This is a genomic window from Nitrosomonas ureae, from assembly GCF_900108305.1.
Classification (GTDB): Bacteria; Pseudomonadota; Gammaproteobacteria; order Burkholderiales; family Nitrosomonadaceae; genus Nitrosomonas; species Nitrosomonas ureae_B.
The window spans coordinates 48491-68464 of sequence record NZ_FNUX01000013.1 but is presented as its reverse complement, the minus strand read 5'-3'; the positions used below and the strand labels follow the sequence as shown (position 1 = coordinate 68464).

Here is a 19974-nt window from a genome sequence, read left to right as displayed (position 1 = left end):
TTGAAAAGAATAATTGATGCCCCGCTTCCTGTAGCGGGGATCTTTTATGAGCTTTGTGAAAACGCGCTGTGATAAAGAATGATCGAATAATTCACCTACAAATGTTTTCCTGGCGGTGTTTTGAACAAAATAGTGATAGTAGTTCTGCGTTGATGCATTTTTAGCACCTTAAAGCTCATTTCAGCTTTCCCTATCACTGTTAACAACCTTTTTTGTTTGATTATTTCTTACTACTGAAATAACCCTGTTTTTCCGTAAATTTGATTGATTAGGAGTAATTTGCCGAATTGTGGCGGTATTTCTTATAGCTTGACCGAGTTTAAAAATGGAAATTGCTCCGGTCAGATCCTTAGCCTGATTTTCCAGAGATTCCGCGGAAGCTGCAGCTTCTTCCACCAACGCAGCATTCTGTTGTGTAACTTCGTCCATTTGTGTAACTGCTTGATTGACCTGCTCGATACCTGAACTCTGTTCTTGGGAGGCTGCTGTAATTTCCGACATAATTTCAGCAACATGTTTAATCGAAGTAACGATTTCCTCCATAGTCTTGCCTGCTTCATTTACCAACTTGGTTCCATTTTCAACTTTTTCTACCGAGCTATCGATAAGGTTTTTTATTTCCTTAGCAGCCGCTGCGCTTCGCTGAGCCAGATTCCGAACTTCTGTGGCAACAACAGCAAACCCCCGGCCTTGTTCACCAGCACGAGCAGCTTCTACAGCGGCATTCAGAGCAAGAATATTGGTCTGAAAAGCAATTCCGTCAATTACACTTATAATGCTTGCAATCTTATTGGAGCTATCACTGATCAAAGACATTGTATTAACCACGTCATTCATCAACTGACCTCCCCGAAGCGCAATATTACTTGCGTCTGCCGAAAGGTGATCAGCCTGTCTGGCATTATCAGCATTTTGTTTTACTGTAGAAGTAAGTTCTTCCATACTGGATGCGGTTTCTTCAAGTGATGAAGCTTGCTCTTCTGTGCGTTGTGATAAATCCAGATTTCCGCTGGCTATTTCACTGGATGCTTGACGTACTGATTCAGCGCTGTTGCGAACATCTGAAACGGTCGCTCTGAGATTAATGCCCATTTGCATCAGGGATTTAATCAAAGCACCAAACTCATCCGAAAACTTATTGGTGATTTTGGTTTGCAGATCACCGGCGGCGAGTGTATTCGCTATTTCAATAGCTTTACTCAAAGGTTCCAGCGTATTTCGTCTTATCAAGAATCCAGCCAGGCACATTAATAAAGTGCCACTGATGGTGGTAGTGAGAATAAAATCATCTAACCATGAAGGTGTTGCTGTTTGCGTTAACCCCCACCAACCAGCACCTGCCGCGCTTAATAACGATAGTGTCGGTATAGACAAATAAAGTGCGATACGCTTACCCAAAGTCAGTTTAAGAAATGAGATAACTTTACCAATAAAATCGGTGCGAACAATGCCGCCATTTTCAATTTTCAGATTTCCAGCCGTCCCATTAATAAATTGACGATATATTGGTGCGACTGTTTCTATTACCTGGCGAGAGGGCTTTGTGCGAACAGACAAATAGCCAACAATAGATCCATTTTCTATTAGTGGTGTGGCATTGCCAAGAACCCAATAAAAATCTCCATTTTTACGGCGATTCTTAACTAGACCAGTCCATGGTTTGCCAGCTTGAAGTGTCCTCCATAAATCTTCAAATGCCTGTGGTGGCATATCAGGGTGACGCACTATGTTATGCGATTTACCTATCAGTTCATCTGCGGAAAATCCGCTAACTTCAATAAAAGTCTGATTTACATATGTGATGCGTCCTTTCGTATCAGTGGTAGATAAAATCAGGGTATCATCGTCAATAGGGTATTCGGTATTAGAAACTGGCAGATTTACTCTCATCGCTATTATCCTTCTTGTATTTATAAAATTCTGTGAGCAATGTAGCGACCCATATTTCACAAAATAAAATACTAGTAGCGAGAATATTGATCTAGATCAAACAGGATGCAAATAAAGTTTTGTAATAATATGGAGACCTAATGATTGACATCCCTGTTTTGTTACTCTGATCTGCGATCAGTTTAACCGCAGTAACAGTGCGCAAAAGGCCGGGATTTTACGCATTGAATTTTCTGAATGCTTATAAATGCAAAGCCGGTGTTGCCAAGAAGCATCTGACACTCAGTTTGAGCTGATCAGCTCATTTTTCCGCAAATTTGATTTAGTGGTAGCGGTGTCGAATTGTGACAGTATTACTTGTAGCCGACTACTGGGACGGAATGGCGACTACTTAACGATACTGATGAAATTTCTATTTTCATGAAGTGCGAGACGCAGCCCTAATTGCATCAATTCGTCCCAGGCATCTCCCTGTGTCACCCCTTTAATCATCCGATCTATTATTGCGGCATCGGATAAACCTCGCATCAACACTTGCAAGCTAATGCGCTTGGCTGCAGCTTGTACTGATTTTTGCCGGTTACCCCAGATTCTGGCGGTCTGCAGTAACTGGGAGGGTGGTTGAGCAGTGTCGAGGCCCTTGCGGATGATAATGAGTTGTCGTATTTGTTCAGTTAAGGTGGCGAGAATTAGTAGCGGAGCGATACCTTCAGCTTGCAAACCGGTCAGGATGCGGATAAAGCGTGAGGAATCCGCATTGATCATGGCATCTGATAATTGAAATGCATCATAGCGTGCTACATTCAGCACCGCATCCTTGATTTGCTCGAAAGTTAAATTACCTCTGGGATAGAGCAATGCGAGCTTCTGAATTTCCTGATGTGCGGCGAGTAAATTGCCTTCAACCTGATCCGCAAGAAATTGCAGCGTGGCAGAATCAGTTTTTTGTTGCTGTTTGTCAAGACGTTGCCCGATCCAAAGAGGTAGCTGGTTACGTTCTATTGGATAGACCTGGATTAGAGCGCCGGAGGTTTCAAGTGCTTTGAACCACCGCGTTGCTTGTCCTTGCTTATCGATCCGAGGTAGCGTGAGGAGCGTCAGCGTGTCCGGAGGCAACGTATTGCAATAGATCTCAATGGCTTTACCACCTTCCTTGCCGGGCTTGCCGGAAGGGATACGAATATCCATAATTTTGCGCTCACCAAACAAGGACCGGTTATTGCCGGCATTCAGCAAATCAGACCAATCGAAGCGCTGATCTACAGTGAATACTTCGCGTTCGGTATATTCATGCTGGTGCGCGTGAGTGCGGATCATGTCTGCAGCTTCCAGGATCAGCAACGGTTCGTTGCCAAATAAAGTGTAAAGAGATGCAGTTTGCTTTTGCAGGGATTGCGATAATTGCTCAAGCTTTATGCGCATGGTAAAGACACATTACACGAAACGATCACAGGATTACTGCGTGCTTTCAGCGGGAAACTTAATCGTCGATAAACGCCATAGAATTTGTTGAATTGCGTCGGATTGCATGTCTTTCAGCAATAACCTTTCTTCCGCTTCCTTAGCGAGGACTTGCGCATCCAGGAATGGTAGGACCCGGGTTAAGGATATTTCAGTATTGGGCACGATTTCTATGCCTTTGTTATCCAATACACGATAATTTACCCGGTAAATCAAATTAAAATCCCGTACGCGGCCACCACCGGACAAAGACAAAATAGCTCTTTCATTAAACGCATTGACGATATCCAGTGTTGCTTCGGCTTCTGCAGCGCTTTGAGATAAACGGGTCGTCGGCGTGGCTTTGATCATGCGCTCCATCTCTATGCCGATCGTATGTCCATCCGGCGCCGTAACATACATTGTCTTGAACGGTAGCGCGGTGGCTTGTCCGCGCAGCTTAAAACCGCAAGCTGTCAATAATAAGATTACAGTGATCAGAATAAGAAACTGCTGTTTATGTATTTTTACCATGACCCAGGGTGTGAATTATTCATACAACGATATTAACCAGTTTCTTAGGTACGATAATGATTTTTTTAATAGCTTGCCCATCAGTAAATTTCTGTACCTGTTCATTAGCCAGAGCGGCTTTCTCCACAGCTTCCTTCCCTGCATCCTGGGCGACACAGATTTGCCCGCGCAGCTTGCCATTGACTTGCACGATCAGTTTGATTTCGTCTTGCACCATTGCGGTATTGTCTGATTGGGGCCAAGGCTGCGCAAAAAGCTCGGTTCCCGGTCTGAGTTCATGCCAAAGTTCATGACAGATATGCGGCGCAATCGGAGACAGCAGCAGTACGATATTTTCCAAAGCTTCCTGCATCAGATTGCGACTGGCGGGATCGCTATCCTGACACCTTGCCAAGCCATTCATAAGTTCCATTACAGCAGCAATGGCGGTATTGAACGTGTGGCGACGCTCCAGGTCATCCGTTACCTTGACAATGGTTTGGTGCAGTTGGCAACGCAGATCCTTGAGTTCCGGGGATAACGCCTGATGTAAAGCGGGATCGATCTTGATTACACCAGACTGCAGATGGATATAAGCCTGTCGCCATAAGCGTTTGAGAAAACGATAAGCGCCATCGACACCAGCATCGGCCCATTCCAATGTTTGTGTCGGCGGGCTGGCGAACATCATGAACAGGCGGGCTGTGTCGGCGCCATACTCTTGCACCAGGTTTTGCGGATCAACGCCATTATTCTTGGACTTTGACATGGTGCCGATACCTCCCGATTCGACCGGCTGATTATCCGCCAGTAAAATTGCGCCGCAACGCTTGCCTTGCTCATCATGCTGAATCTGAACCTCGGAGGGATTGTAATAGACAATTCTTCCACTGCCAGTTTTGCGATAAAAAATTTCATTCAGCACCATGCCTTGGGTCAGTAGATTGGCAAACGGTTCATCCAGAGCCAATAAGCCCAGATCGCGCATGACCTTGCTCCAGAAACGCGAATACAGCAAATGCAAAATGGCGTGCTCAATACCCCCGATGTACTGATCAGCCGGCAGCCAGTAATTAACACGCTTGTCGGTCATTGCCTGGTGTTGATCCGGGCAGGCATAGCGTGCGTAGTACCAGGATGAATCTACAAAAGTATCCATCGTGTCGGTTTCCCGGCGCGCGGATTTGCCACATTTGGGGCAGGCGCATTCGTAAAAAGACGGCGTTTTTGCCAGCGGATTGCCGGAACCATCGGGCACCAGATCCTGTGGTAATACGACCGGCAGCTGATCGTCCGGTACGGGCACCACGCCGCAATCGGCACAATGAATCAGCGGAATTGGACAACCCCAGTAACGTTGGCGCGAAATACCCCAGTCGCGCAAACGATATTGCACGCGTTTATTGCCTAATCCTTTTTTCTCAAGGTCAGAAGCAATGGCATCTACTGCAGCGCTATGACCGAGATCATTGTATTTGCCTGAGTTGACGCAAACACCAATTTCTTTGCTTCCATACCATTCTTGCCAGTAAGAAGTAGAAAAGGGTGTATCGGTTCTACTGTCGCCTTGCCCGCTACCATCTCCAGAGCCTGTTCCGCCTCCGTATCCACTTTCCTCACCAAAGCCGTCTTCCCGACCTTTTGTAATTGCTTGTTTAATTGGAAGCTTATATTTCTTGGCAAACTCAAAATCGCGTTCATCATGCGCAGGAACCGCCATCACCGCACCTTCGCCGTATCCCATCAAGACATAATTAGCGACCCACACGGGTAACTTCTGTTCATTGAGAGGGTGGATTACGAATAAACCGGTATCCATGCCTTTCTTTTCCTGAGTGGCCAGATCCGCTTCCTTGGCGGAACCGAGTTTGCATTCCTGGATGAAAGCTTGCAGGGATGGATTGTTTTGAGCGGCATGCAGCGCAATCGGGTGTTCGGCGGCGACGGCCACGTAGGTTGCACCCATCAGCGTATCCGCGCGGGTGGTGAACACCTTCAAGTCTTGCGGCGTACCGGATGCGGTATCGGCGGGAAAGGTAATGTCGACGCCGTAGCTTTTGCCAATCCAATTGGCTTGCATGGTTTTGACTCGCTCCGGCCAGCCGGTCAGCGTATCCAGAGCATTAATCAGTTCGTCCGCATACTGCGTGATTTTTAAATAATACATCGGGATTTCGCGTTTTTCCACTGGCGCGCCGGTACGCCAGCCGCAGCCATCAATCACCTGTTCATTGGCCAGCACGGTTTGATCAATCGGGTCCCAATTGACCGTGCCGGTGGTCTGATACGCCAGTCCCTGTTCCAGCATGCGCAAAAATAGCCACTGATTCCAGTGATAATAATCTGGGTCACAAGTAGTAATCTCGCGTTCCCAGTCGATGCTCAATCCTAGGCTTTTGAGTTGCTTGCGCATGTAGGCGATATTGTCGTAGGTCCATTTGGCGGGAGAAACATTATTTTGCATCGCGGCATTTTCTGCAGGAAGGCCAAACGCGTCCCAGCCCATCGGTTGCAGTACGTTGAAGCCCTGCATACGGTGGTATCGTGACAATACGTCACCGATGGTGTAATTTCGCACATGTCCCATGTGCAGCTTGCCGGAGGGGTAAGGGAACATCGATAAACAGTAATACTTGGGTTTTCCGGGAGTTTCGATTGCTCTGAATGCGGATGCCTGTTCCCAATATTGCTGCGCGTTTTTTTCGATTTCCTGGGGATGGTATTTTTCTTGCATGACCGTGGAGTTTTGCTTTTACTTAAGATAGCTAATTATAGCGTGAAGTATTTAGATGGAATGTGTCTATTATTGGCACTTGTTGGCAGAAGTGAATTCGGTTGATCTTATGAGGGATTATTTTTAGCACAATGATCCCGGTCAGAGCATTCACTCTAAATGCGTCACTTCAATATTCTAAGATCGACTACGTTCTAAAACAGATGCAATCGCCTTAATCAATAGGATTAATCCAGCCGAAAGCCGATTTTAAGTTTTACTTGATAGTGTGCGACTTTGCCATCAATGATATGCCCGCGTGTTTCCATTACTTCAAACCAATCCAGGTTACGCACGCTTTTGCCAGCTTTCGCAATCGCCAGTTGAATGGCATCATCACTGCTTTTGGTTGACGAGCCAACTATTTCGATGATTTTATAAACATGATCGCTCATTTTTGATCTCCTATGCTATTGTTGAGAATTGAGTTATATCATATTCTTGATTATCCGCTGTATTAGTCTTTTTGTTTATTATTAACTAAAAGAATTTGCATGACCTTGTGATTGAACGTTGTATCATCATAGAATCGAATAAAAAATCTCACTGATCCAATGTATGGAGAATATTAATCATGATGTTTAGATTATCGCTAATTTTATTTATTATCGTTTCACTTGCGGCTTGTGCGACCACGCCGACAGGAAGAAGCCAGCTGGCTTTTATGTCTGACGGTGAGCTTGATGCAATGGGGTTACAGGCATTCACGACGATGAAGAGTGAAAAATCAATTAGCCAGAATACACAAGAAAATCAGTTTGTACGGTGTATTGCAAATGCTATTACTCGTGAAGTTGGGGGCGATTGGGAAGTGGTGGTGTTTGAAGACAGCACGTTGAATGCTTTTGCTTTGCCGGGAAACAAAATCGGCGTTCATACCGGACTGGTTGATCTTGTCGATAATCAAGATCAGTTAGCTACCGTGATCGGTCATGAGATTGGCCATGTGCTGGCGAAACACAGCAATGAACGGATGTCGCAGAAATTGGGTGCGCAAATGGGGATGTCCATCATCTCGGCGGTTGCCGCTCCAACTACACCTATGGGGCAAACCGCATTAGGTTTGCTTGGAGTAGGTGCGCAATACGGTTTGATAATGCCTTTTAGCCGTTTGCATGAAAGTGAAGCCGATGCAATGGGTATTGAATTAATAGCGAAGGCCGGATTTAATCCTGAAGAAAGCGTTACATTATGGCAGAAAATGGCACAGGCTAGTCAAGGCGAGCAGCCGGCTGAATTTCTGTCGACTCATCCGTCTCATGAAACCCGTATTGATGATTTGCGGGCACTCTTACCGAAAGCTAATAAAATAATGCAGCAAGCACATGCAGCCGGTAAGAGACCAAATTGCAAAAAATAGGAACTTATTGTCTAGGCTCTGATTCATGTGCCGGGAAATCCAGTTCAACTTTTGCGCCGTCTGGGTCATGACAGAATAATTGCCAGATTTCCAATCCTTTGAGGCGTTGCAATTCATAATCGATATTGTATTGTTTTAAGGTATCAATCGTGGCTTGCAGATTGGATGCGGTAAAAGCCATGTGGTCTATGACTCCCGCGGGGTTGATAGGCATAGATCTGCCCGCCATGATATGCAGTATTGCCCGATCCCCAACATAAAGCCACGCACCTGGAGATGCAAGGGGTGGACGATAGCCTTCTTTAAGTCCCAGGATATTGATGTAAAAAGCCTTGCTCTTTTCTAAATCGCTGCTTAATACGGTGAAATGATTCATATCTATTGCAGTCATTTCTTATTTTTTCCTATAAAATATATAGTTATATAACGTGGCGTTACGTAGTGAGCTAAACGAATAAATAAAATCGAAACGTTCCAGGAATTCATTTGACTGGATCTGTAAGTCAATAATCTTCTTCCAGCAATTATTCATACTACAGTAATTATTCATACAAATATAAGGTGATTTTGTTTGCCTATTCCACGTTTGATTGATTGCTGATTCAAATAGAATCAGCAAACTCATTTAAGAAAGAATTTCTTTTTCCGTAAAGCATAACCTGCGAACTAGCAGAAAGTTCGTGTTTTTCATATATAAAATGGGGTGAGATTTATGCTGCAAGAGCGACCAGCAGGTTCAACAGTTAGCCACTTTATTAATGAATTTCTGACTTTCCGCTTGGGAAATGAAGAATATGGAATAGAAATCCTCAAGGTGCAAGAGATTCGTGGCTATGATGCTATTACTAAAATTGCCAATGCGCCTGATTTCATCAAAGGTGTAGTCAATTTGCGCGGGATCGTTGTACCGATTATCGATATGCGGATTAAATTCGAGTTGAGCGACGTAACGTATGATCAATTTACCGTGGTAATTATATTAAATGTATCCGGACGCGTCGTAGGAATCGTAGTGGACGGTGTATCAGATGTGATTACTTTGGAGGCCGAACAGATGCGGCCTACACCGGGATTGGGTTCAGTAATTGACACTGAATATATTATGGGGCTTGGTGCCGTCGGTGAACGCATGCTGATATTGATAGATATCGAGAAACTAATGAACAGCGATGGTATGGAGTTGATTGAGCCAGGCATGAATTAACGAGATTCTGAAAAGCTTTTCTACAGATTTGGAACGGATAGTGGATTTTTAACGGAGGTTTTTATGTTGAAAGATATGACGATAAAGTCGAAATTGGCATTGGTAATAGGCATGTTGTCGGTATTGCTGGTGGGTGTTGGCGCCTTGGGCTTGTATGGTATTGACCAATCCAACGATGGGTTAAAGACAGTTTATGAAGATCGTACAGTGGTTCTGGGAGATTTGAGTTTGGTACTTGATCGAATGCATCGTGTCCGTCTCAATGCAGTGATGGCAGCCAATATCCAAGATGTTGCGGTTGCTAAGCAGCGTGCTGCAATGACAGCAGAAAGAGATGCTGAAATTAATGCCACTTGGCAGAAATTCATGGGTACCATCTTGACGCCTGAAGAGGAAAAGTTAGCCAATACCTTTTCACAGCAATGGCCGATATATAAGGAATCCCGTGACCGTACAATAAATCTGGCCTTGGCAGGGAATTTTGAGGCTGCTGCTGATAATACTACAAATGATGCGGTGCCAAAGTTTGATGCTGTGCATCAAACTATGTTTGATTTGATTGAATTGCAATCAAAAGTTGCGGGTCAGGAATATGCAGAAGCGCAAAGCAATTTTAATTTTGTGTTTACGATGACCAGTATAGCTATAGGATTGGGCGTGGTTCTGGCGATTATTACTGGCCTGCTTTTGATTCGAGCCATTCTTGGTCCGTTAAATGAAGCCATTGCGGTTGCTGACGCAGTGGCATCGGGTGATTTGACCAGCCGCATTGAGGTCAATTCAACGAATGAAACTGGCCATTTGCTTCAAGCACTTAAAACCATGAATGAAAACTTGATTGATCTGGTGAGTAAAGTGCGTACAGGGACTGATCAGATTGCAACGGCTTCTGGTGAGATTGCCTCAGGTAATTCTGACTTGAGTCAACGTACTGAAGAACAGGCATCCAGCCTGGAGGAAACTGCATCTTCAATGGAAGAATTGACTTCCACCGTGAAGCAAAATGCCGATAATGCGCGCCAAGCCAATCAACTGGCGGCAGGAGCATCTGAAGTTGCGGTAAAAGGCGGGGCTGTCGTTGGTCAGGTAGTGCAAACCATGAGCGCCATTAATGAAAGCTCCAAGAAAATTGTCGACATTATCAGCGTCATTGACGGTATCGCATTTCAGACTAACATTCTGGCGTTGAATGCTGCAGTAGAGGCGGCCCGCGCGGGTGAACAGGGACGTGGTTTTGCGGTAGTCGCGACGGAAGTGCGTACCTTGGCACAACGCTCAGCGGCGGCGGCGAAAGAAATCAAGGAATTGATCAGTGATTCAGTAGCTAAAGTGGAAGATGGCACGCGCCTGGTGGATGAAGCGGGTGCCACGATGGATGAGATTGTAACTTCGGTTAAGAGAGTAACCGATATCATGAGCGAGATTTCTGCAGCTTCAAATGAACAGAGTTCAGGGATTGAACAAGTCAATCAGGCTGTAACGCAGATGGATGAAGTTACTCAGCAAAATGCGGCACTGGTCGAAGAAGCTGCAGCAGCGGCGGAATCAATGAATGATCAGGCGCAGGCTCTGACTCAGGCGGTCAGTGTCTTCAAAGTGTTTGGCAGAGCTGGCCATGCGCAGGGTATGCCAATTAAAAGAAGTAATCGTACTGCATCAATCGCCAAGTTGCCGAATCGAGGCTCTGCGAAGAAGGTGGCGGTTAAATCCAACGATGATTCCGCATCAACTCAGCCTCGCAAAGTGGCGTCTGGTGGTGGGGATGATTGGGAAGAGTTTTAGTGCAACTCATTGCACTAACATAAATTCAGCCGCTACGGCTGAGTAGCCGTACTAAAAGAATCTGGATATGGCGCCACTCAGTAATTGAGTGGCGCTTTTTTATTCAATCTGAGAACACAATATCGTACTCTCTTTCAAATTAAAATTTTGCTTGGCAATTACACCATCACTGTATTTTAAATTTGTGAGCGGGATTTAACCATATCGCTATTGGAATGTGGCAAAAGTCACAGTCATAGTTTGGATATAAGGGTAAATTCCTTCTCTGTTTTCATCTTCAAAAATACTCAGTAGGTATACACTTAAAATCAGTTATCGCAATATTGAAACCGGATGTAAAAATGTATCGATACCTGTACTGAGGAAGATGTTTTGCATCCGAATGTTGATTGCGATGGATGATTTTATGACGAGGCCCTTTAATCCCTATTGCTTGCAATAGGGATTTTTTTATCCGTTTTAGTCATTTACCAAGACAGGTGTTATTGCAAGCTGTTGACCAATCGTATTGGCTGCCAGCCTGGCAACGGTTGTACCCGGATAAGGGCCAACATGTATTTTGTATAATCCCTTATTCTTGGTAATACTCACGGTATCTTTGAGTGCTGGAAGTCTCTTATGTATTTGAGAAAGAAAATTCTGCGCATTATCTGATGAGCCGAATGCAGCCAGCTGCAAATAGACCATGCTCATTTCTGTATTACTATCGGCAACAGGCAGCGAGAGAGATGATTGAGAAGCTGTCAGTACATCTTGTGCACCATTCGGTATGATGCTCTCAACTTCAACCTGGCCGCTACCACCAGCTAATATTCCCAATTTATATGCAGCAGTATAAGAAAGATCGATAATACGGTCAGAAAGAAATGGACCGCGATCATTCAAACGCACAATCACCGACTTGCCACTCTCCAGATTGGTGACACGGGCATAGCTAGGCAGCGGCAATGTGGGGTGAGCTGCCGTCATTGCATACATGTCATAAACCTCTCCCACGGCTGTATTGTTGCCATGATAGCGACGTCCATACCATGAAGCAACTCCACGTTTCCTATAAGGCTCCAGGTTGGTCATGGGTTTAAAATGTTTTCCTAATGCGACATAAGGCTGCATATTGGCTGCACGCAATGGTTCAGCCTTAGGCACGGCATCCGGAACGAGATGCAGATTGGGTGGAGGATTATCTTCCGGACCATCGTCCAAATAGTATCCGCCTCCCCGTCTGGTGATTCCACCTGTGCTAATACCAGATAATTTGGTTGCGGTTGTTTCTTTCTGTCCTTGTGCACTGTTACTGCTATATTGTGGCGTACTGTTGCATGCGGCCAATAATCCAAGAATTAATACCAGCACCAATCCAAAAATTGATCGGAACAGTACAGAAAAATATTTATACATCTTAAAAAGTGAAGGATCAGGATTTGTCATGTTTTTACTAGTTTAGGATGTGTCTGAATACTCATTAAAATACCAAAGCCTAGCAGCATCGTGACCATGGATGTGCCTCCATAACTCATCAGTGGAAGCGGCACACCTACAATCGGAAGGAGACCGCTTACCATTCCCATATTAACAAATATATAAGTGCAAAAAGTCAGTGTAATCGATCCTGAGATCAAACGCGTAAACTGTGTTGATGCATTTGCCGTAATTGCTATACACCGCCCGATTACCAGCAGATACAGTAATAATAATACAGTATTTCCAATTAGCCCAAATTCTTCTGAAAAAACAGCAAAAATAAAGTCGGTGCTTTGCTCTGGCAAAAAATCCAACTGAGTTTGCGTACCATTTTGCCATCCTTTGCCTACGATTCCGCCGGAACCGATTGCAATGGAAGATTGAATGGTATGATAGCCGGCCCCCAAAGGGTCTTGCGTTGGATCAAGCAATGTCATGATGCGTTGTCGTTGATAATCGTGCATCACCGACCAAAGTATCGGCAAGCTTGCGGCCGCAGCCGTCACTAATCCGACAATAATGCGCCAAGACAATCCGGCTAGAAACAGAACATAAAAACCGCTGGCAGCAATTAACAAGGCGGTTCCCAAATCCGGTTGTCGCAAGATCAATAGAACAGGCAACAATAATAATATCGTTGCGCCTAAATAATCTCTCAAACGTAAAGTAATTTCATGCTTATCAAAATACCACGCCATCATCAACGGTAGCGCGATTTTCATTAGTTCGGATGGCTGGATTCGAGTAATACCGATGCTAAGCCAGCGCCTGGCGCCATTGTTTATTTCACCGAACAATGCAACGCCGATAAGTAAAATCAACCCCAACATGTACATCGGTAATGCCAAGCGCATTATTTGTTGCAGGGGAATATTTGCAATCAGCCACATGATTACCAGCGCTATCAATATATTGATCACTTGATTGCTGACTCTGGTTATATTTCCGCCGGTAGCGCTATACAACACAATCAGTCCTATCGTCATCAGTATGAGGATTCCCGCCAACAGAAAGTTATCTATATAGCGCGTAAGGTAGTACCAAATTTTTCTGATTTCAATCATGCATCATGTATGCTGGCTGATAATTAATTGTATATTGATTGATTCTTCTCAGAGATGATCGTGCACGTGATTTCTGATCGGATCAATCAGATGCGCAAGATCTGTTTCAGGTAATTTACCCAATAAAAAATAATCAAATACTTGTCTTGCAATAGGCGCTGCTGTTGAGCCACCGGTGCCCGTATTTTCGACTAAAATTGCCAAAGCAATCATGGGGTTTTCTGCTGGTGCGTAGGCGATAAACATTGCATGGTCGCGATGACGCTCATTGATCAGTTTTTCATTGTAGCGTTCTCCCTGTTTAATACCGACAACTTGTGATGTGCCGGTTTTGCCAGCAAAAGTATAGTCCGCATTAGCGCCTGCTTTTGCAGCCGTTCCTCCAGGGCGGGTAACATCTACAAGCGCACTTTTAACAACCTCAAGATTTTTAGGCTTAAGATTTAAACTATAAAGCAGTTTTGCGGAAACATCTTCAACTTCCCCGGTTTGACTGTTCTGAATTTGTTTAACCAAACGGGGTAAATAGGCTTTACCATCATTTGCGATGATCATCGTGGCAAAAGCGAGCTGAAGGGGTGTCGTCAAATTGTATCCCTGTCCAATGGAAACTGAAATAGTATCTCCGGCATACCATTTTTGTTTATGTTGTCTCATTTTCCAGGCGGAAGATGGCAATAACCCGGATACCTCTCCTTCAATGTCAATACCAGTTTTCCTTCCTAATCCAAATTGACTGATAAAATTGTGGATATTGTCTATTCCGAGATCGTTGGCAAGACTGTAGTAATAGGTATCGCAAGAAACAACTAACGATTTGTGCAAATCGACTCTGCCATGTCCACCTGGTTTCCAGTCCCGGTAGCGTCGACTAACGCCAGGCAGGGAAAAATATCCGGGATCACTCATGCTGTATTCGGCGGTGCGTTTTCCCAGCTCAAGTGCGGCAAGCGCCATAAAGGGCTTAAAGGTTGATCCTGGAGGATACACACCTCGCAGTGCCCGGTTATTGAGAGGGCGATCGATTGAATTGTTAAGCAAATTCCAGTTTTCCTGATCAATTCCGCCGATAAAAAGATTATTGTCGTAACCCGGTTTGCTGACGAAAGCAAGGACTTCCCCATTATTGGGATCCAAAGCAACCAGTGCACCACGGCGATCACCGAATGCCATTTCAGCAACTTCCTGCAGGCCAAGATCTAACGTAAGAATTAAATTATTGCCGGGCGTGGGCGGTGTTCGTGACAAAACTCGAATGGAACGGCCCGCTGCGTCTGTTTCTACTTCTTCAAATCCTGTAATGCCATGTAATTGTTTTTCATAACTCTGCTCAATACCAATTTTGCCAATGTGATGAGAGCCGCGATAATTATGAAGTTCGCCATTACTTTCCAGTTGCTCGAGATCTTTATCATTGATACGACTGATATAGCCAACAACATGTGAAACCATCTCCTTCTCGGGATATTGACGGTATACCTGGGCCTTGATTTCGATACCAGGAAAACGGTAGCGATTTGCTGCAAAAGTTGCAATCTCAACCTCTGTTAAACGATGCCTGATAGGTAGGCTTTTGAATCGCTTGCTCTCTTTTAGCAATTTTTTGAACCGCTGACGATCAGTCGGTGTGATTTCAATGATCGCCGCCAATTCATTCAGTGTCGTTTCAAGATCCTGAATTTTACTGGGCACAATTTCCAACGTATAGGCTGAATAATTTTGTGCCAGTATCCTTCCATTTCGATCAGAAATCAACCCACGATAGGGAACCAGTGGCGCAATGGAGATACGATTCGCTTCCGCCAGCGTATGATAGTGTTCCTGCTGAGCAACCTGCAAGAAATAGAAGCGTGCATAAAGCAACAGGAACAGAGCAAGAACAAAGCCTGTGCTGATAGTAAGACGCATACGGAATTTGCGCAGCTCAACCGGATGATTTCTTAGTTCTACGTGTTGTTTCATAACGCATTAGAGTCTGGTTTTGGCCTTAATAGCAGGGTTATCAGGAAGGAGGCCGGCACCCATAGCAAGGCACCTGTGACAGTAGCAAGAAAATATCTCCAGCCAGGCAGTGCTGATCCGTTCGATAATGCTATCAGAATGATGACTATTTGCATTATGAGCAAGAAAAAGCCAATTTGGGGTGCTTGTTTTAGCAAACTGAATAATCGTAAACGCCGGCCAAAAATTAGCGTCAGATAAAAAATGACGCAATAGGCCAAAGCATGTTGTCCCAGTATTCCGGCATTGCCAACATCTACCATCAATCCCATGCCAAATGCCACGCTCATGCTCAATTTGTACGGATGATTGACATTCCAGTAGGTTATTGCCAGCGCTACAAAATCAGGGCGCGAGATTAAAAGATCACCTTGCAATGGCAGAAAATTGAGTATGAGCCCGATTATCAGACTTATGGCAATAGACCAATTACTGGCAGGCACATACATATCCTGCCTCAAGTAGTTTTCTTTAATTGAATTATTTTCTTTAATTCGTTCCGGATCCAATTGTTGACATCTCTTGGGAATCATTAGATTCTGTTTGCGCCAAAGACAGAACTAAAACTTGCCGATTCCGATCCACACCAGCGATCGGCGTACTGGTAACAAGCGCAAAATCACCCATGGGGTCCTGCTCGATCTTGAGCACGGTTGCAACAGGAATCCCCGGAGGATACACTCCTCCAATTCCTGAGGTAACTAATAAATCATCTTGCTGAATATCCGTATTTACCGATAAATAACGCAATTCCAGTTCATTGTTTTTGCCAGTTCCGGATATGACAGATCGCAGACCATTGCGCACAACCTGGATCGGAACCGCGTGATCTTTATCTGTCAGGAGCGTTACTTCAGACGACAAGGGATATAACCGGGTAATTTGTCCGATGATACCCTTATCATCAATCACCGCCTGACCCAACTCAATATCGTGATAACTACCCTTATTCAGGGTGATTTTATGATTAAACGGATCACGCGGAGTATACTGAATTTCAGCTAATACCACTTTTGTTTTGGTAGTGGTTTCGATTTCCTGTATTGCACCTAACAATCGGCGTAAGTGCGTATTTTCAGCTTCCAGCGCGGCCAGTCTCAGCAACTGTTCACGACGCTCCAGATAAAGCTGTCTCAATTTGATATTCTCTTCGAGCAAATTGAAACTGGTAATAATTTTTTCAACTTGATCATAGATATCCGCAGGAGCATAAGCCATTCTTTGTAACGGAAATATAATCACGCCAATGGCTTGGCGCAGCTGAGGAAAATATTTGAAATGCGTATCTTCTGCAATCAGCAAGCAGGATAGCATCGCAAATATAAACAATCGTGCAAGCGGGCCCGGACCATGCCTGAAAAACTGTGGTGCTGTTTCCATTACGTTCCGTCTTCAAGAGAAAGACTTAATTTTGTACTAGAAAGAAAATAAAAGTAAATAATAACTAGGCACGAATTAGTCGCGAGCAAAAATGCCAATGGATCGATCCATATTCTCCAACGCGATTCCGGCTCCCCGTACTACGCAGGTCAGCGGATCATCGGCAACAATGACCGATAAACCGGTTTCTTCCATTAATAATCGATCAACATCACGCAGCAAAGCTCCCCCCCCGGTCATCACCATGCCTTTATCAGCAATATCCGCACCCAATTCCGGCGGAGTATGTTCCAAGGCCGATTTAACTGCACTGACAATACTATTGATCGGTTCAGACAGCGCTTCCAGAATTTCATTGCTGGAAATTGTGAAGCTACGCGGTATTCCTTCCGCAAGATTGCGGCCTTTTACTTCAATTTCCCTTACTTCGGAGCCGGGAAACGCTGAGCCGATTTCTTTCTTAATGATTTCCGCAGTAACTTCACCGATCAGCATGCCATAATTGCGACGAATATAATTGATGATGGCTTCATCAAATTTATCTCCTCCAACACGTACAGAATTGGAATAGACGATACCGCCCAGAGAAATAACGCCTACTTCTGTAGTGCCGCCGCCGATGTCAACCACCATCGAACCAGTCGGAGATTCCACTGGAAGGTCGGCTCCCAATGCAGCCGCCATCGGTTCCTCGATCAGCTCAACCTTGCGTGCGCCAGCGCCATAAGCTGCTTCACGAATAGCCCGACGTTCCACCTGCGTGGAACCATAGGGGACACAAATAACAATACGCGGATTGGCGGAAAATAGGCGTGGCGGATTCACTTTGCGGATAAACATCTTGAGCATTTGCTCCGTCACGGTAAAATCTGCAATCACACCATCTTTCATAGGACGGATTGCGGTAATGTTACCCGGAGTGCGTCCCAGCATTTGCTTGGCTGCGAGACCCACCTGCTGGATCATTTTTTTGCCGTTGGCTCCACTTTCTTCGCGAATAGCCACTACTGAGGGTTCATCCAGTACAATACCTTGGCCATGGACATATATCAGCGTATTGGCTGTGCCCAAATCAATCGCCATATCTGTTGAGAAGTAGCTTCCAAGAATACTGTTGTTCAAGAAATTAAACATAGTGGCAATATCCAATATTAGTAATTATGCTGAGAGCGAATAATAAATAAAACCATCAAAAAATAATACGCCAGTTAAACTGCGGCATGATACCCTAATACTTCTTTGAATATAAGGTTACCTATTTAAAATGACTTTATCTGTTAGTGATGTAAAACGGATTGCTGATCTTGCCTATATCGAGATTAGCGATAACGAGGCTAAAGAGGCTTTGGGTCAGTTATCCGGTATTTTTGATCTGATAGAAACCATGCAAGCAGTGGATACTTCAACAGTTGAACCCATGTCTCATGCGCAAAATGTCCTGCAACGCCTCCGCGACGATGAGGTCACTGAAACTGATCAGCACGAATTATATCAATCGATCGCACCACAAGTCGAAGCCGATCTCTATCTGGTTCCACAAGTCATTGAATAGGCACGTAGTGGGGATGAGTTCAGAGAATTTCATAGAACCATAAGAACAGCCATTATACGCAACAATTTATTTTTCCTTAATCAGTAAATCCATGTTTAATGCCAGTCTTAAACAACTCTCAACCCAGCTTGCCGAAAAAAAATTTTCCAGCACTGAACTAACCACCCAATTCTTGCAGCGCATTAAACAACTCAATCCTGAATACAACGCTTTTATTACGGTCAACGAAGAAATGAGCCTTGCGCAGGCAAAGGCGGCAGACAAAATGATTGCCGCGGGGCAGGCCGGTCCATTAACCGGAATTCCAATTGCGCAGAAAGATATTTTTTGCGCCAAAGGCTGGCTGACTACATGCGGCTCAAGAATGCTGTCAAATTTTATTTCACCGTATGATGCCGGCGTCATTGAACGTTTCAATCAGGCTGGCGCGATCAATATCGGTAAAACCAACATGGATGAGTTCGCCATGGGATCAAGCAATGAAACATCCTATTATGGCATGGTAAAAAACCCCTGGGATATTGCGGCGGTGCCCGGCGGCAGCTCAGGCGGCGCGGCGTGCGCCGTTGCGGCCCGGTTAGCACCCGCGGCAACCGGTACCGATACGGGTGGTTCGATCCGTCAGCCTGCCGCATTATGCGGTATCTCCGGAATTAAACCGACCTACGGACTGGTATCGCGCTATGGCATGATTGCCTTTGCCTCTAGTTTGGATCAGGGTGGGCCGATGGCTAAATCAGCCGAAGATCTGGCGTTATTGCTGAATGTCATGACCGGGTTCGATCCGCGTGATTCCACCAGCCTGCAGCGCGATGCAGAGAATTACTCACAGGATTTGCAGAAACCTTTGGCCGGTTTGCGCATTGGCCTGCCGAAGGAATATTTTGCCGAGGGTATGAGCCAGGATGTCGCAAACGCGATCGAAAAAACATTAATTGAGTATCGTAAATTGGGTGCGCAGACTGTCGAAGTTTCATTACCCAATGCACCATTGTCGATTCCGGTTTATTATGTATTGGCGCCTGCAGAAGCATCGAGCAATTTATCCCGTTTCGATGGGGTACGCTACGGTTACCGTGCCTCATCGTACAGCGATCTGGCGGACATGTACCGCAAAACGCGTGCACAAGGTTTTGGCGCGGAAGTGAAGCGACGAATTCTCATCGGTACCTATGTGCTGTCGCATGGCTATTACGATGCCTACTATATCAAGGCACAGAAATTGCGCCGCCTGATCGCACAGGATTTTATTGCAGCCTACAAACAATGCGATATCATTATGGGGCCTACCGCTCCTACCGTCGCATTTAATCTGGGAGAAAAAAGCGGCGATCCGATCCAAATGTATTTATCGGATATCTATACCAGTGCGGCAAACCTGACCGGAATGCCGGCGATGTCGATCCCGATCGGTTTTGGTGACAAAAACCGGCCCATCGGCTTACACATCATGGGTAATTATTTTAAGGAAGCGCAAATGCTTAATATTGCACATCAATATCAATTGGTGACAGACTGGCATTTGAAGTCGCCTGTTTAAAGCTATCGTTCATT

General features: G+C 45.0%; 17 protein-coding genes. 5 read left to right on the top strand and 12 right to left on the bottom strand.

Annotated features, from left to right (window positions below; genetic code table 11):
- Positions 1–180 precede the first annotated feature (180 nt).
- From C4S39_RS08770 to C4S39_RS08750, 5 genes are all read right to left on the bottom strand, one after another.
- Positions 181–1890 (bottom strand): methyl-accepting chemotaxis protein, encoded by a 1710-nt coding sequence (locus C4S39_RS08770; RefSeq protein WP_103966645.1) that lies wholly within the window; start codon positions 1888–1890, stop codon positions 181–183.
- A gap of 387 nt (positions 1891–2277) precedes the next feature.
- Entirely contained in the window at positions 2278–3312 is a 1035-nt protein-coding gene (holA, locus tag C4S39_RS08765; RefSeq protein WP_103966644.1) for a DNA polymerase III subunit delta, read from the bottom strand.
- Positions 3313–3345: 33 nt separating this feature from the next.
- A complete protein-coding gene (locus C4S39_RS08760) occupies positions 3346–3864 on the bottom strand; it encodes an LPS-assembly lipoprotein LptE (protein WP_103966643.1) in 519 nt (172 codons plus the stop codon).
- Between the two features lie 19 nt (positions 3865–3883).
- On the bottom strand, positions 3884–6577 hold the full coding sequence (leuS, locus tag C4S39_RS08755; RefSeq protein ID WP_103966642.1) for a leucine--tRNA ligase: 2694 nt from the start codon (positions 6575–6577) through the stop codon (positions 3884–3886).
- Between the two features lie 227 nt (positions 6578–6804).
- Entirely contained in the window at positions 6805–7011 is a 207-nt protein-coding gene (locus C4S39_RS08750; RefSeq protein ID WP_103966641.1) for a dodecin, read from the bottom strand.
- A 179-nt stretch (positions 7012–7190) separates the two neighbouring features.
- On the opposite strand from C4S39_RS08750, the gene C4S39_RS08745 reads away from it, so the two are divergent.
- On the top strand, positions 7191–7976 hold the full coding sequence (locus tag C4S39_RS08745) for a M48 family metallopeptidase (protein ID WP_103966640.1): 786 nt from the start codon (positions 7191–7193) through the stop codon (positions 7974–7976).
- 4 nt (positions 7977–7980) lie between these two features.
- Here C4S39_RS08745 and C4S39_RS08740 read toward each other — a convergent pair whose 3' ends face one another.
- Positions 7981–8367 (bottom strand): VOC family protein, encoded by a 387-nt coding sequence (locus C4S39_RS08740; protein WP_103966639.1) that lies wholly within the window; start codon positions 8365–8367, stop codon positions 7981–7983.
- Between the two features lie 321 nt (positions 8368–8688).
- On the opposite strand from C4S39_RS08740, the gene C4S39_RS08735 reads away from it, so the two are divergent.
- Positions 8689–9180 carry a chemotaxis protein CheW gene (locus C4S39_RS08735; protein WP_103966638.1) on the top strand — a complete coding sequence of 164 codons (492 nt, stop codon included), beginning with the start codon at positions 8689–8691 and terminating at the stop codon, positions 9178–9180.
- Between the two features lie 63 nt (positions 9181–9243).
- Positions 9244–10962: a methyl-accepting chemotaxis protein gene (locus C4S39_RS08730; protein ID WP_103966637.1), complete on the top strand. Its 1719-nt coding sequence runs from the start codon at positions 9244–9246 to the stop codon at positions 10960–10962.
- A 459-nt stretch (positions 10963–11421) separates the two neighbouring features.
- On the opposite strand, the gene C4S39_RS08725 is transcribed toward C4S39_RS08730, so the two are convergent.
- The 6 genes from C4S39_RS08725 to C4S39_RS08700 form a co-directional block, all read right to left on the bottom strand.
- Positions 11422–12390, bottom strand: a complete 969-nt coding sequence (locus C4S39_RS08725) for a septal ring lytic transglycosylase RlpA family protein (protein ID WP_103966636.1) — start codon at positions 12388–12390, stop codon at positions 11422–11424.
- On the bottom strand, positions 12387–13487 hold the full coding sequence (gene rodA / locus C4S39_RS08720) for a rod shape-determining protein RodA (protein ID WP_103966635.1): 1101 nt from the start codon (positions 13485–13487) through the stop codon (positions 12387–12389). The genes C4S39_RS08725 and rodA overlap by 4 nt, the downstream gene beginning before the upstream one ends.
- Before the next feature lie 48 nt (positions 13488–13535).
- On the bottom strand, positions 13536–15449 hold the full coding sequence (gene mrdA, locus C4S39_RS08715) for a penicillin-binding protein 2 (RefSeq protein ID WP_103966634.1): 1914 nt from the start codon (positions 15447–15449) through the stop codon (positions 13536–13538).
- Positions 15446–15937 carry a rod shape-determining protein MreD gene (gene mreD / locus C4S39_RS08710; RefSeq protein WP_258039365.1) on the bottom strand — a complete coding sequence of 164 codons (492 nt, stop codon included), beginning with the start codon at positions 15935–15937 and terminating at the stop codon, positions 15446–15448. The genes mrdA and mreD overlap by 4 nt, the downstream gene beginning before the upstream one ends.
- Positions 15938–15977: 40 nt before the next feature.
- Positions 15978–16868 carry a rod shape-determining protein MreC gene (gene mreC, locus C4S39_RS08705; RefSeq protein WP_103966632.1) on the bottom strand — a complete coding sequence of 297 codons (891 nt, stop codon included), beginning with the start codon at positions 16866–16868 and terminating at the stop codon, positions 15978–15980.
- Positions 16869–16943: 75 nt separating this feature from the next.
- On the bottom strand, positions 16944–18002 hold the full coding sequence (locus C4S39_RS08700; protein WP_103966631.1) for a rod shape-determining protein: 1059 nt from the start codon (positions 18000–18002) through the stop codon (positions 16944–16946).
- Positions 18003–18132: 130 nt separating this feature from the next.
- Here C4S39_RS08700 and gatC point away from each other — a divergent pair, with 130 nt between their 5' ends.
- Both gatC and gatA read left to right on the top strand, forming a co-directional pair.
- Positions 18133–18420 (top strand): Asp-tRNA(Asn)/Glu-tRNA(Gln) amidotransferase subunit GatC, encoded by a 288-nt coding sequence (gene gatC, locus C4S39_RS08695; RefSeq protein ID WP_103966630.1) that lies wholly within the window; start codon positions 18133–18135, stop codon positions 18418–18420.
- A 91-nt stretch (positions 18421–18511) separates the two neighbouring features.
- Positions 18512–19960: an Asp-tRNA(Asn)/Glu-tRNA(Gln) amidotransferase subunit GatA gene (gene gatA, locus C4S39_RS08690; protein WP_103966629.1), complete on the top strand. Its 1449-nt coding sequence runs from the start codon at positions 18512–18514 to the stop codon at positions 19958–19960.
- The last annotated feature ends 14 nt before the right edge of the window (positions 19961–19974 follow it).